Source organism: Streptomyces paradoxus, assembly GCF_014202475.1.
Lineage (GTDB): Bacteria > Actinomycetota > Actinomycetes > Streptomycetales > Streptomycetaceae > Streptomyces > Streptomyces paradoxus.
Genome location: NZ_JACHGV010000009.1, coordinates 116352 through 128577 on the forward strand (window position 1 = coordinate 116352; position 12226 = coordinate 128577).

At 70.1% G+C, this 12226-nt stretch carries 13 protein-coding genes; 4 read left to right on the forward strand and 9 right to left on the reverse strand.

What is annotated here, in order from left to right; genetic code table 11:
• Positions 1 to 12 precede the first annotated feature (12 nt).
• The 6 genes from HNR57_RS27495 to HNR57_RS27520 are packed head-to-tail and all read right to left on the reverse strand — an operon-like array spanning position 13 to position 5730.
• The gene (locus tag HNR57_RS27495; protein WP_184563979.1) at positions 13 to 1269 is read right to left on the reverse strand and encodes a cysteine desulfurase; all 1257 of its coding nucleotides are present in this window, start codon (positions 1267 to 1269) and stop codon (positions 13 to 15) included.
• The gene (sufC, locus tag HNR57_RS27500; protein WP_184563981.1) at positions 1266 to 2030 is read right to left on the reverse strand and encodes a Fe-S cluster assembly ATPase SufC; all 765 of its coding nucleotides are present in this window, start codon (positions 2028 to 2030) and stop codon (positions 1266 to 1268) included. The genes HNR57_RS27495 and sufC overlap by 4 nt, the downstream gene beginning before the upstream one ends.
• A gap of 7 nt (positions 2031 to 2037) precedes the next feature.
• A complete protein-coding gene (locus HNR57_RS27505; protein WP_030852669.1) occupies positions 2038 to 2355 on the reverse strand; it encodes a non-heme iron oxygenase ferredoxin subunit in 318 nt (105 codons plus the stop codon).
• The gene (gene sufD, locus HNR57_RS27510) at positions 2352 to 3536 is read right to left on the reverse strand and encodes a Fe-S cluster assembly protein SufD (RefSeq protein ID WP_184563983.1); all 1185 of its coding nucleotides are present in this window, start codon (positions 3534 to 3536) and stop codon (positions 2352 to 2354) included. Before sufD ends, HNR57_RS27505 begins: the two co-directional genes overlap by 4 nt.
• Before the next feature lie 53 nt (positions 3537 to 3589).
• A complete protein-coding gene (gene sufB / locus HNR57_RS27515) occupies positions 3590 to 5011 on the reverse strand; it encodes a Fe-S cluster assembly protein SufB (RefSeq protein ID WP_033310787.1) in 1422 nt (473 codons plus the stop codon).
• The gene (locus tag HNR57_RS27520) at positions 5008 to 5730 is read right to left on the reverse strand and encodes a helix-turn-helix transcriptional regulator (protein ID WP_184563985.1); all 723 of its coding nucleotides are present in this window, start codon (positions 5728 to 5730) and stop codon (positions 5008 to 5010) included. The genes sufB and HNR57_RS27520 overlap by 4 nt, the downstream gene beginning before the upstream one ends.
• A 161-nt stretch (positions 5731 to 5891) precedes the next feature.
• Here HNR57_RS27520 and HNR57_RS27525 point away from each other — a divergent pair, with 161 nt between their 5' ends.
• From HNR57_RS27525 to HNR57_RS27540, 4 genes are read left to right on the forward strand one after another with little or no spacing between them, the layout of a single operon-like run.
• Positions 5892 to 6704: an AAC(3) family N-acetyltransferase gene (locus HNR57_RS27525; protein ID WP_184563987.1), complete on the forward strand. Its 813-nt coding sequence runs from the start codon at positions 5892 to 5894 to the stop codon at positions 6702 to 6704.
• A 31-nt stretch (positions 6705 to 6735) separates the two neighbouring features.
• Positions 6736 to 7659 carry an ABC transporter ATP-binding protein gene (locus HNR57_RS27530; protein ID WP_184563989.1) on the forward strand — a complete coding sequence of 308 codons (924 nt, stop codon included), beginning with the start codon at positions 6736 to 6738 and terminating at the stop codon, positions 7657 to 7659.
• Positions 7656 to 8432, forward strand: coding sequence for an ABC transporter permease (locus tag HNR57_RS27535; RefSeq protein WP_184563991.1), 777 nt, complete (start codon positions 7656 to 7658; stop codon positions 8430 to 8432). The genes HNR57_RS27530 and HNR57_RS27535 overlap by 4 nt, the downstream gene beginning before the upstream one ends.
• A 51-nt stretch (positions 8433 to 8483) precedes the next feature.
• Entirely contained in the window at positions 8484 to 9491 is a 1008-nt protein-coding gene (locus tag HNR57_RS27540) for a COX15/CtaA family protein (protein WP_184563993.1), read from the forward strand.
• Positions 9492 to 9510: 19 nt separating this feature from the next.
• Here the strand turns inward: HNR57_RS27540 and HNR57_RS27545 are convergent, their stop codons facing one another.
• The 3 genes from HNR57_RS27545 to HNR57_RS27555 all read right to left on the reverse strand — a co-directional run bounded on the left by HNR57_RS27545 (position 9511) and on the right by HNR57_RS27555 (position 12083).
• A complete protein-coding gene (locus tag HNR57_RS27545; protein ID WP_184563995.1) occupies positions 9511 to 10626 on the reverse strand; it encodes an amidohydrolase family protein in 1116 nt (371 codons plus the stop codon).
• A 148-nt stretch (positions 10627 to 10774) separates the two neighbouring features.
• Positions 10775 to 11107, reverse strand: a complete 333-nt coding sequence (locus tag HNR57_RS27550) for a hypothetical protein (protein ID WP_184563997.1) — start codon at positions 11105 to 11107, stop codon at positions 10775 to 10777.
• A 58-nt stretch (positions 11108 to 11165) separates the two neighbouring features.
• Positions 11166 to 12083, reverse strand: coding sequence for a heme o synthase (locus tag HNR57_RS27555; RefSeq protein ID WP_184564438.1), 918 nt, complete (start codon positions 12081 to 12083; stop codon positions 11166 to 11168).
• Between the last annotated feature and the right edge of the window lie 143 nt (positions 12084 to 12226).

The following is a 12226-nucleotide window of genomic DNA, read 5'->3' on the forward strand; positions in this document are numbered from 1 at the left end:
CTAGCACGCCCCTCAGCCGAAGAAGTTCCGTACGTGCTCCAGGCCGTCGACGAGCGCGTCGATCTCGGCCGGCGTGGAGTACAGATAGAACGACGCTCGCGTGGTCGCAGGAATTCCGTAGCGCAGGCACACCGGCCGCGCGCAGTGGTGGCCGACCCGGACCGCTATGCCCTGCTCGTCGAGGACCTGGCCCACGTCGTGCGGGTGGATGTCCCCGAGGGTGAAGCTGATCGCCGCGCCGCGGTCCTCGGCCGTGGTCGGGCCGATGATGCGCAGGTCGGGGACCTCCAGCAGCCGCTTGACCGCGTACTCGGTGAGCGCGTGCTCGTGGGCGAGGATCTTGTCCATGCCGATCGAGTTGAGGTAGTCGATCGCCGCACCGAGACCGACCGCCTGGGCGATCGGAGGCGTGCCCGCCTCGAACTTGTGGGGCGCCGGGGCGTACGTCGAGGAGTGCATCGACACCGTCTCGATCATCTCGCCGCCGCCGAGGAACGGGGGCAGGTCCTCCAGCAGCTCCTGGCGGCCCCAGAGGACGCCGATGCCGGTCGGGCCGCACATCTTGTGGCCGGTGAAGGCCACGAAGTCGGCCTGCAGGGCCTGCACGTCCAGCGGCATGTGCGGCGCGGCCTGGGAGGCGTCGACGCACACCAGCGCACCGACCTCCTGGGCGCGGCGCACGATCGCCTCGACGGGGTTCTGGGTGCCGAGGATGTTGGAGACCAGCACGAAGGAGACGATCTTCGTCTTCTCGGTGATGACCTCTTCGATGTTCGACAGGTCCAGGCGGCCGTCGTCGGTGAGGCCGAACCACTTCAGCTTCGCGCCCGTGCGCTGCGCGAGCAGCTGCCACGGCACGATGTTGGAGTGGTGCTCCATCTCCGTGATGACGATCTCGGTCTCGGAGTCCACGCGGTAGGGCTCGTCGGCCCAGCCCAGCATGTTCGCCACGAGGTTGAGCGACTCGGAGGCGTTCTTGGTGAAGATCACCTCGTCGCGGCTCGGCGCGTTGATGAACTCAGCGACCTTGTCGCGCGCGCCCTCGTACAGCGCCGTGGCCTCCTCGGCGAGCACATGCACACCGCGGTGGACGTTGGCGTTGTAGCGCTCGTAGTACTCGCTCAAAGCGTCCAGCACCTGGCGCGGCTTCTGGCTGGTCGCCGCGTTGTCCAGGTACACGAGCTTCCGGCCTTCGTGGACCTGGCGGTCCAGGATGGGGAAGTCCTTGCGGATCGCCTCTGTGTCGAGGAGGCCCGGCAGCAATGTCACGCGGATGCGCCACCCTTCGTGTATCCCTCGTAGCCCTCGTTCTCCAGCTTGTCGGCGAGCTCGGCGCCGCCGGACTCGACGATCCGGCCGCCGGAGAAGACGTGCACGTGGTCGGGCTTGATGTAGCGGAGGATGCGCGTGTAGTGCGTGATCAGCAGGGTGCCGACCTCGCCCGTCTCGCGGACGCGGTTCACACCCTCCGACACGACGCGCAGGGCGTCGACGTCCAGACCGGAGTCGGTCTCGTCGAGGATCGCCATCTTGGGCTTGAGGAGCTCCAGCTGGAGGATCTCGTGGCGCTTCTTCTCACCGCCGGAGAAGCCCTCGTTGACGTTGCGCTCGGCGAAGGAGGGGTCCATGTTGAGGCGCTGCATGGCCTCCTTGACCTCCTTCACCCAGGTGCGCAGCTTGGGGGCCTCGCCGCGGATGGCGGTGGCGGAGGTGCGCAGGAAGTTCGACACGGACACACCCGGCACCTCGACCGGGTACTGCATCGCGAGGAACAGGCCGGCGCGGGCGCGCTCGTCGACGGACATCTCCAGGACGTCCTCGCCGTCGAGGGTGACGGTGCCGCTGGTGATGGTGTACTTCGGGTGACCCGCGAGGGAGTAGGCGAGGGTCGACTTGCCGGAGCCGTTGGGGCCCATGATGGCGTGCGTCTCGCCCTGCTTCACGGTGAGGTCGACGCCCTTGAGGATCTCCTTCGTGGCGTTGTCGGCCTCGACGGTGACGTGCAGGTCTCGGATTTCAAGCGTTGCCATGGATGCCTCAGGACTCCTGGGTGAGGGAGACGAGTACGTCGTCCCCATCGATCTGTACGGGGTAAACGGGGACGGGGCGCGTCGCCGGGAGGGCGTCGGGCTTGCCGGAACGGAGGTCGAAGCGCGAGCCGTGCAGCCAGCACTCGATGTGGCAGTCGTCGACCTCGCCCTCCGACAGGGAGACGTTCGCGTGCGAGCAGATGTCGTGGATCGCGAACACCTCGCCCTCGGTCTGCACGATGGACAGGGGCGTGCCGTCGAGTTCCACCCGCTTCGGGGTGTCCTCCTCCAGCTCGCCCAGTCCACAGGCGCGTACGAAGGTCATGCGACCGCCGCCTCCAGCTCCTCCTCGATCTTGGCGATCAGGCGCTCCTCGATGTCGGGGAGGCCGATCTGCTGGACCAGCTCGGCGAAGAAGCCGCGGACCACCAGGCGGCGGGCCTCGTGCTCCGGGATGCCGCGGGCCATGAGGTAGAAGAGCTGCTCGTCGTCGAAGCGGCCGGTCGCCGAGGCGTGGCCGGCGCCGACGATCTCGCCGGTCTCGATCTCCAGGTTCGGTACGGAGTCCACGCGCGCCCCGTCCGTGAGAACCAGGTTGCGGTTCATCTCGTACGTGTCCGTGCCCTCGGCCTTGGCCTCGATGAGCACGTCGCCGATCCACACCGCGTGCGCGTCGTCACCCTGGAGCGCGCCCTTGTAGACGACGTTCGACTTGCAGTGCGGGACGTTGTGGTCGACCAGGAGGCGGTGCTCCTGGTGCTGGCCCTGGTCGGTGAAGTACAGGCCGAACAGCTCGGCCTCGCCGCCGGGGCCCGCGTACTGCACGCGCGGGTGCAGCCGCACGACGTCACCGCCGAAGGTGACGACGACGGACTTGAAGGAGGCGTCGCGGCCGATGAGCGCGTTGTGCTGGGCGACGTGGACGGCCTTGTCGTCCCAGTCCTGGACGGAGACGACGGTGAGCTTGGCACCGTCGCCCAGGACGTAGTCGACGTTGGCGGCGAGCACCGCGTCGCCGGTGTGGTCGATGACCACGACGGCCTCGGCGAAGGCACCCAGTTCGATCACCTGGTGGCCGAAGGCGGTGCCGCCCTCGCCGTGCACCGAGATACGGATGGGCTCGGTGAGGACGGTCTCCTTGGGGACGGTCACGACCGAGGCCTTCTCGAACGCCGAGTAGGCCTGGGCGGCGACGCGGTCCGCCGGGGTGCCGGCCTTGCCGAGCCGGGCGTCGTCGCGTCCGACGGCCTCGACGGTGACGCCCTGGGGGGCCTGGACGTCGACCTTCACGCCGTCGCCGTTCGCGACGGCGGTGCCGTCGTGCAGACCGCGCAGGCGCTCCAGCGGGGTGAACCGCCACTCCTCCTCACGGCCGTGCGGGACGGGGAAGTCCGCCACGTCGAAGGAGGGGGGCGCGCTCATGCGCGTGGCGACGGTCGACTCCGCGGCGACCGCGATCGAGCCGGCGGTGGTGGAGCCCACCGGGATGTTCTGGGCCTCAGCCATGGCTGTCGTAGTGCTCTCTTTCCTGAGTGGGACGTCTGCTGTCGAGGGGGCGGTCAGCCGACCGCGCCCTCCATCTGCAGCTCGATCAGCCGGTTGAGCTCCAGCGCGTACTCCATGGGGAGCTCCTTGGCGATGGGCTCGACGAAGCCGCGCACGATCATCGCCATGGCCTCGTCCTCGCTCAGGCCGCGGCTCATCAGGTAGAAGAGCTGGTCCTCGGAGACCTTGGAGACGGTCGCCTCGTGGCCCATGGACACGTCGTCCTCGCGGACGTCCACGTAGGGGTAGGTGTCCGAGCGGGAGATGGTGTCGACGAGCAGCGCGTCGCAGAGCACGTTCGACTTGGAGCCCGGGGCGCCCTCGCCGATCTCGATGAGACCGCGGTAGGAGGTGCGGCCACCGCCGCGCGCGACGGACTTCGAGACGATGTTGGACGACGTGTTCGGCGCCATGTGGACCATCTTGGCGCCCGCGTCCTGGTGCTGGCCCTCGCCCGCGAAGGCGATGGACAGGGTCTCGCCCTTGGCGTGCTCGCCCATCAGGTAGACGGCCGGGTACTTCATCGTCACCTTGGAGCCGATGTTGCCGTCGACCCACTCCATGGTCGCGCCCTCGTAGGCGACGGCGCGCTTGGTGACCAGGTTGTAGACGTTGTTCGACCAGTTCTGGATGGTCGTGTAGCGGCAGCGGGCGTTCTTCTTGACGATGATCTCGACGACCGCGGAGTGCAGCGAGTCCGACTTGTAGATCGGGGCGGTGCAGCCCTCGACGTAGTGCACGTAGGCACCCTCGTCGACGATGATCAGGGTCCGCTCGAACTGGCCCATGTTCTCCGTGTTGATGCGGAAGTAGGCCTGGAGCGGGATCTCCACGTGGACGCCCGGCGGCACGTAGATGAAGGAGCCGCCCGACCACACGGCGGAGTTCAGCGACGCGAACTTGTTGTCACCGACGGGGATGACGGTCCCGAAGTACTCCTTGAAGAGCTCCGGGTGCTCCTTCAGCGCGGTGTCGGTGTCGAGGAAGATGACGCCCTGCTCCTCCAGGTCCTCGCGGATCTGGTGGTAGACGACCTCCGACTCGTACTGCGCGGCGACACCGGCGACGAGGCGCTGCTTCTCCGCCTCGGGGATGCCGAGCTTGTCGTACGTGGCCTTGATGTCCTCGGGCAGGTCCTCCCAGGACTCCGCCTGCTTCTCCGTGGAGCGCACGAAGTACTTGATGTTGTCGAAGTCGATGCCCGACAGGTCCGAGCCCCAGTTCGGCATGGGCTTCTTCTCGAACAGGCGCAGGCCCTTGAGGCGGAGCTTGGTCATCCACTCCGGCTCGCTCTTCTTCGAGGAGATGTCCCGGACGACGTCCTCGTTGATGCCGCGCTTGGCAGAGGCGCCGGCCGTGTCGGAGTCGGCCCAGCCGTACTCGTACTTGCCCAGGCCCTCCAGCTCAGGGTGGGCAGTCTCCGTGGGGAGAGTCATGCGGGGTTCCTCCCGGCCGTGCTTGCAGATGCGTTGTGGGAAATCTTGGGGATGAACGTCGTGCAGACGCCGTCGCCGTGCGCGATGGTGGCGAGCCGCTGCACGTGCGTACCGAGCAGCTCGGCGAAAAATTCCGTCTCCGCCTCGCACAGTTGGGGGAACTGCTCGGCGACGTGGGCGACCGGGCAGTGGTGCTGGCAGAGCTGCTCACCCTGTTGCGGGTGGGGCGCGCTGCGCGCAGTGGCAGCGTACCCGTCGGCACTCAGGGCCTTGGCCAGCGCTTCGGTCCGCTTCTCGGGCGGCGCCGTCTCCACCGCCCGGCGGTAGGCGCCCGCCTGTGCGGCGATCCTGGCGCGGGCGAACGCGGCGATCGCCTCGTTGCCCCCCTCGCGGTCGGCGATCCAGCGCAGGGCGTCCGCCGCGAGCTTGTCGTAGGACTGGTCGAAGGCGTCCCGGCCGCAGTCCGTCAGGGCGAACACCTTGGCCGGGCGTCCGCGGGTCCGCGCGCCGTACACCCGCTGCTCGCGCGCCTCCACGACACCGTCGCCCGTGAGGGCGTCGAGATGCCGGCGCACGGCCGCCTGGGTGAGGCCCAGCCGCTCGGCGAGTTCGGCGACGGTCGAGGGGCCGTGGTCCAGGATGGACCGCGCGACGCGGTTGCGGGTGGACCGCTCACCGGTCGCCAGCTCCTCGTGGGGTGCCTCGCCGACGTTTTTCACAACGCCATTGTTGCGTAATTCTTCCGGACCGGGCAAGCCGCGCATGCCGCACTCGACGGTGCCCTGCGTCACTTAGGTAAACCTAATCTGACCTGCGGAAACGATCTCTGATCGATCAAACCGCTGGCATGCGGCAGCGGCTTCGGGGACACTCCACAACCATGCCCACACCCCCTCCGACCGGCCCTCTTGTCACCCGCGAGACCCTCCGGACCCAGCTCGCCGAGCTTGGTGTACGCCCCGGTGAGACCCTCCTCGCGCACTCTTCGCTCAGTGCCCTCGGCTGGGTGAACGGCGGTGCCGTCGCGGTGGTGCGGGGACTGCTCGACGCGCTCGGCCCGCAGGGCACGCTCGTGGTCCCCACCCAGACCGGCGACCTGTCCGACCCGGCCCTGTGGAGCAACCCGCCCGTGCCCCCGCAATGGTGGGCGGCCATCCGGGCCACCATGCCCGCCTACGACCCTCGGATCACGCCCGCCCGCGGGGTCGGCGTCGTCCCGGAGACCGTGCGGACCTGGCCCGGCGCACTGCGCAGCGCGCATCCGCAGACCTCGTTCGCGGCGCTCGGGCCCCGCGCGGCCGAGGTGCTCGACGGGCACGCGCCCGACTGCCGGCTCGGTGAGCGCAGCCCGCTGGCGAAACTGGAGGCGATGGGCGCCCGGGTGCTGCTGCTCGGCGCCGGCTACGCCTCCTGCACGAGCTTCCACCTCGCCGAGTACCGGATCCCGTCCCCCCGCGTCGCCGTGGGCCGGCCCGGCCCCGAGGGCTGGGAGACCGTCACCGAGGTGTCGATCAGCTCGGACCGTTTCGACGAGCTGGGCTACGACTTCGAGCGGGACCGCCCCGTCGTCCGCGGCAAGGTCGGAGCGGCCGAGGCGCGGCTGTTCCCGGTGGCGGACGCCGTGGCCTACGCCGAGCGGTGGCTGGCGGTCCACCGCCCCCGTGACGAGGAATTCCTCCACCCGCCGGTCTGAGGTCCGATCCTCCTACCTAGACTCTGGACCCATGCGAAGTGAGCCCGTGGTCCAGGTCCAGGCCCTGGTGAAGCGGTACGGCACGAAGACCGCGGTGGACGGGCTCGACCTGGTGGCCCGGGCGGGTGTGACCGCCGTGCTCGGCCCCAACGGGGCGGGCAAGACGACCACGGTCGAGACCTGCGAGGGGTACCGGAAGCCGGACTCCGGCACGGTGCGCGTCCTGGGCCTCGACCCGGTGCGACAGTCCGCCGGCCTGCGGCCCCGCATCGGCGTGATGCTCCAGTCCGGCGGCGTCTACTCCGGCTCCCGGGCCGACGAGATGCTCCGCCACGTGGCCAGGCTGCACGCGCACCCGCTGGACGTGGACGCGCTGATCGAGCGTCTGGGCCTCGGCTCCTGCGGCCGTACGACGTACCGGCGCCTGTCGGGCGGGCAGCAGCAGCGGCTCGCCCTGGCCATGGCCGTGGTGGGGCGCCCGGAGCTGGTCTTCCTCGACGAGCCGACCGCCGGACTCGACCCGCAGGCCCGCCGCGCCACGTGGGACCTGGTCCGGGACCTGCGGGCCGACGGCGTCTCCGTCATCCTCACCACGCACTACATGGACGAGGCCGAGCAGCTCGCCGACGACGTGGCGATCATCGACGCGGGCCGGGTCATCGCCCAGGGCTCCCCGGAGGAGCTGTGCCGCGGCGGCGCGGAGAACACGCTCCGCTTCTCGGGGCGGCCGGGCCTGGACGTGGGCTCGCTGCTCAAGGCCCTGCCCGCCGACTGCTCGGCCGCCGAGCTGACGCCGGGTTCCTACCGCGTCGTCGGCAAGGTCGACCCCCAGCTGCTCGCGACGGTCACCTCCTGGTGCGCCCAGCACGGCGTCATGCCGGAGAAGATCTCGGTCGAGCGGCACACCCTGGAGGACGTCTTCTTGGAGCTCACCGGCAAGGAGCTGCGCTCATGACCGCCACCGGCACCGGGATGTACACGCCGAAGCCCGGCGCGGCCCCGCTCCCCCGCATGATCGCGGCCCAGGCCCTGCTCGAAACGAAGATGCTGCTGCGCAACGGCGAGCAGCTGCTGCTGACCGTCGTCATCCCGGCCCTGCTCCTGGTGCTCTTCAGCACCGTGGACATCGTCGACACGGGCGCCGGCGAGGCCGTCGACTTCCTCACCCCCGGCGTCCTCGCGCTCGCGGTGATGTCGACGGCGTTCACCGGCCAGGCCATCGCCACCGGCTTCGAGCGCCGCTACGGCGTGCTGAAGCGGCTGGCCTCCTCGCCCCTGCCGCGCTGGGGCCTGATGACGGCCAAGACGCTGTCGGTCCTGGTCACCGAAGTGCTCCAGGTGATCCTGCTCACGGTGATCGCCTTCGCGCTCGGCTGGTCGCCGCAGGGCAACCCGTTCGCCGTCCTGCTGCTCCTGGTCCTCGGCACGGCGGCCTTCTCAGGCCTCGGGCTGCTGATGGCCGGGACGCTGAAGGCCGAGGCGACGCTGGCCGCGGCCAACCTGGTGTTCCTGCTGCTGCTGGTCGGCGGCGGGGTCATCGTGCCGCTCGACAAGTTCCCCTCCGCCGCCCAGGACGTGCTCGGTCTGCTGCCGATCTCGGCCCTGTCCGACGGGCTGCGGGACGTGCTCCAGCACGGCGCCGGGATGCCCTGGGGCAATCTGGGGATCCTGGCCGTCTGGGCGGTCGCCGGGCTGGCGGCGGCCGGGAAGTTCTTCCGCTGGGAGTAGGGAAGGTGCCCTGTGACGGACCCTCGTGAAAGCGTGCACAAGCGGCCTACGATGGTTCGCGTGCCAAACGTGACCCGCGCCGACGCTCAGGCCGCCCTGCGCAACCCGCTCGCCTTCATCGCCGAGCGCTGGACCCCGAAACCCCGGACGGTCCGGCGCGCGGCCCTCTCCGCGCTCCTGATGTCGGTGTTCATCGTCGTCACCGGGGGCGCCGTACGGCTGACCGGCTCGGGCCTGGGCTGCCCGACCTGGCCCAAGTGCACCGACGACTCGCTGACCACCACCAGCGCGATGGGCTTCCACGGCGCCATCGAGTTCGGCAACCGCATGCTGACGTACGCGCTGTGCGCGGCCGTCGGCTGGGCGATCATCGCCGCGCGCTCGCAGAAGCCGTACCGGCGCGGCCTCGTGCGGCTGGGCTGGGCGCAGTTCTGGATCGTGATGAGCAACGCGGTGCTGGGCGGCATCGTGGTGCTGGTCGGTCTCAACCCGTACACGGTGGCGGCTCACTTCGTGGCGACGTCCGCGCTGATCGCGGTGGCCACGGTGATGTGGCAGCGCACCCGTGAAGGGGACACCCCGCCCCGTCCGCTGGTCGGCAAGGCCGTGCAGCAGCTGGTGTGGTTCCTGACCGCGGCGGCCGTCCTGCTCATCCTGGTCGGCACCGTCGTCACCGGCGCGGGCCCGCACGCGGGCGACTCCAGCGAGGTCGAGCGGATGCCGGTCGACTGGGAGACGGTGAGCAAGCTGCACGCCGTGCTGGCGTGGATCGTGGTGACGCTGACGTTCGCCCTGTGGTTCGTCCTCAAGGCGGTCGACGCGCCGAAGAACCCGCTGAACCGCACCCGCGAGCTGTTCCTGATCCTGCTCGCGCAGGGCGTCATCGGTTACGTCCAGTACTTCACGGACCTGCCCGAGGTCCTGGTCGGCCTGCACATGCTGGGCTCGGCCGTGATGTGGATCTGGGTGCTGCGGGTGGTGCTGTCGCTGCGCGAGCGGCCGGAGGCCGTGGCCGGCCTGCCCGGCCCCACGGCCGAGGCGACCCTGACCAAGGCCTAGGGGCCACCCTGTCCGAGGCCTAGGTGCCCTGGTCCAGCCCGTACACTCTGCGCGCGTTTCCCGACGCCAGCATGCCCGCCACCCGCTGGGCGTCGGCCAGGGACCACGCCCCCTCGTCGACCCAGGTGCCGAGCACCCGGCCGAGGGCCTCGCGGAACAGGCGGGCGCCCACGACGTGCAGCTCGGGCAGGCCCTGCGCGCCGGTGGAGAAGAGGATCTTGCCGAAGGGCGCCAGTTCCAGGATCTCGGCGAGGACGGTCGCGGCCCGGGCGCCCGTGCGCACCAGGGCGGCGCCGCAGTCGACGTGGACGTGCGGGAAGACCCCGGCGAGATGGGCGGCGTTGCGGTGGTAGGGGTAGCCGTGCAGCAGGACCAGGTCCGTGCCGAGCCCGGCCGTGGCCCGCACGAAGTCCGTCAGCAGCACCGGGTCCGTACGGTCGGTCCGCAGCCCCGGCGCGCCCAGCCCCGCGTGCAGCTGGAGCGGCAGGCCCGAGGCGACCGCGCTCCACAGCAGATGCCGCAGCAGCACCGGGTCGCTCAGCTCCCCGCCGACCCCGCGCCCGGCGAGCCAGCGGCCGGCCGCCCCGCGCACCTCCCCCGGCCCGGGCGGCTCCGGCGCGAGCGCGAGGCCGTGCCGTACGCCCGCGACCGAGGTGAAGGCGACGGCGTTCGCGGCGGCCGCGTGCACCGACTCGGCGAGGTTGGCCAGGAAGGACTCGACGGTTCCGGAGGTGTCGGCGACCTGCTCGGCGAGGAGTTCCAGGCGCACGATCTCGCGGGCCTCGGCGGCTCCGGCACAGGCCAGCTCGCCGGGTTCCGTCAGATCGCCGGGCAGGCCCGTGTCGACCAGGTACGTCGTGATGCCGCTGCCCCGCAGGAGCCGGCGGCCGGACGCCAGAACGCCCAGTTCCCGGCGCCGGGCCAGGTAGCGGGCGGGCGCGCAGTGCGGTTCGAGGCCCAGCAGGGGCGGGCACCAGCGCCGGACGGCGAAGCCGGTCTGGGTGTCGAAGAGGGTGGTGCCGGGGGCGGGTGGGCCCTCGGTGTGGCTGAGGTGGGCCTCGAAGGTGCCGAGGCCCAGCTCCGTGCGGAGCACTCCGTGGCAGTACTGGTCCACCAGTGACGGCGTTTCGATCATCCGGGCCTCCCGGTGTGGACCCTGTTGCTCTCAAGGGTCCTAACGGGTGAACCGGGTTCGAGGTGGCGGTCCCGAGGGGGGTGCGGGTGATTCGGCGACTGCGGGCGGAGTGTGGCGTGTCGCGCAGTTCCCCGCGCCCCCAAGAGGGTCAGTCGTTCTTGGGGCCGCCTACCTGGATGCCCGCCATACGCGACCACTCGTAGCGGCCCGTCTTGACCTTGGCGGCGAATTCACCGTCGAAGGACTCGTGGCGGGTGATGCCCGCCTTCTCCACGGCCTTCTCGGCGATCTCGTAGGAGGGGGCGACCAGGTCGCCCCAGTTGCCGTCCTCGCCGACCAGGACGATGCGGGCGCCGCGCTCGCCGAGGTAGGCGACCTGGCCCTCGGCGCCGCCGTGGGTCCTGGAGAAGGAGGAGATCTGCTTGGCCAGCCGGGCCACCTTGCGCTCGGCCTTCGGGTCAACCTGCTGCGTGTCTGCCATGGCCAGGATGCTACTCACGGGTAGATCGTCTCGCGAGGGCAGGGCGGTGTGACGTACGTCAGCGCAGGAACGGGTCGACCGCGACCGCCACGAACAGCAGCGAGACGTAGGTGATCGACCAGTGGAACAGGCGCATCTCCTTCAGCTTCGCGCCCGTCACCTCCGCCTTCGCGCGGTTCTGCAGGCCGTGCGCCTCCCAGAGCCAGAAGCCACCCGCGAGCAGCGCGACCGACGTGTAGAACCAGCCCGTGTAACCGAGCGGGGTCAGCAGCAGCGAGACGGCGACCATGACCCAGCTGTAGATCACGATCTGCTTGGCGACGACCTTGTTGGAGGCGACCACCGGCAGCATCGGCACGCCCACGCGCGCGTAGTCCTCCTTGACCTTCATGGACAGCGGCCAGTAGTGCGGCGGCGTCCAGAAGAACATGACGAGGAACAGGATGACCGGCGCCCACGACATCGAGTTCGTGACCGAGGACCAGCCGATCAGCACCGGCAGACAGCCCGCGATGCCGCCCCACACGATGTTCTGCGAGGTCCGGCGCTTGAGGATCATCGTGTAGACGACCACGTAGAAGAGGAGCGCGCCGAGGGAGAGCCAGGCGCTCAGCCAGTTCACGGTCAGGCCGAAGAGCAGGGTGGAGGTGATCGCCAGGGTGATGCCGAAGACGAGGCATTCGCGCGGGCTGACCATGCCGGTGACCAGCGGCCGCTGCGAGGTGCGGTCCATCAGCGCGTCGATGTCGCGGTCGATGTACATGTTGAGGGCGTTGGCGCCGCCCGCGGACATGTAGCCGCCGAGGCACGTCAGCAGCACCAGCGTCAGGTCGGGCACGCCCTGCTGCGCCAGGAACATCACCGGCACCGTGGTGATCAGCAGCAGCTCGATGATCCGCGGCTTGGTGAGAGCCACGAAGGCCATCACACGGGCCCCGAACGGCCGGTGGGCCGGGCTCTGGTCCGTCCCGAGCATCCCCGCTGGACGGGATTCAACGGCCGTCACGCACACCCCTACAGAGACATCCCAGCAAGCCTCAGCCGTGTGAAGTCCCGGTAAAGGCTCGCGCGTACCACGCCACTTTAGACGTTGCCCAGACTCGGACATTCGCGGGGGTC

What these genes read in the sequence shown, in the direction of transcription:
- HNR57_RS27525 (WP_184563987.1), top strand. Translation starts at nt 5,892, where the DNA reads ATGCCCACACCCCCTCCGACCGGCCCTCTTGTCACCCGCGAGACCCTC.
- HNR57_RS27535 (WP_184563991.1), top strand. Translation starts at nt 7,656, where the DNA reads ATGACCGCCACCGGCACCGGGATGTACACGCCGAAGCCCGGCGCGGCC.
- HNR57_RS27530 (WP_184563989.1), top strand. Translation starts at nt 6,736, where the DNA reads ATGCGAAGTGAGCCCGTGGTCCAGGTCCAGGCCCTGGTGAAGCGGTAC.
- HNR57_RS27550 (WP_184563997.1), bottom strand. Translation starts at nt 11,107, where the DNA reads ATGGCAGACACGCAGCAGGTTGACCCGAAGGCCGAGCGCAAGGTGGCC.
- sufD (WP_184563983.1), bottom strand. Translation starts at nt 3,536, where the DNA reads ATGGCTGAGGCCCAGAACATCCCGGTGGGCTCCACCACCGCCGGCTCG.
- sufC (WP_184563981.1), bottom strand. Translation starts at nt 2,030, where the DNA reads ATGGCAACGCTTGAAATCCGAGACCTGCACGTCACCGTCGAGGCCGAC.
- HNR57_RS27545 (WP_184563995.1), bottom strand. Translation starts at nt 10,626, where the DNA reads ATGATCGAAACGCCGTCACTGGTGGACCAGTACTGCCACGGAGTGCTC.
- sufB (WP_033310787.1), bottom strand. Translation starts at nt 5,011, where the DNA reads ATGACTCTCCCCACGGAGACTGCCCACCCTGAGCTGGAGGGCCTGGGC.
- HNR57_RS27555 (WP_184564438.1), bottom strand. Translation starts at nt 12,083, where the DNA reads ATGCTCGGGACGGACCAGAGCCCGGCCCACCGGCCGTTCGGGGCCCGT.
- HNR57_RS27505 (WP_030852669.1), bottom strand. Translation starts at nt 2,355, where the DNA reads ATGACCTTCGTACGCGCCTGTGGACTGGGCGAGCTGGAGGAGGACACC.
- HNR57_RS27540 (WP_184563993.1), top strand. Translation starts at nt 8,484, where the DNA reads ATGGTTCGCGTGCCAAACGTGACCCGCGCCGACGCTCAGGCCGCCCTG.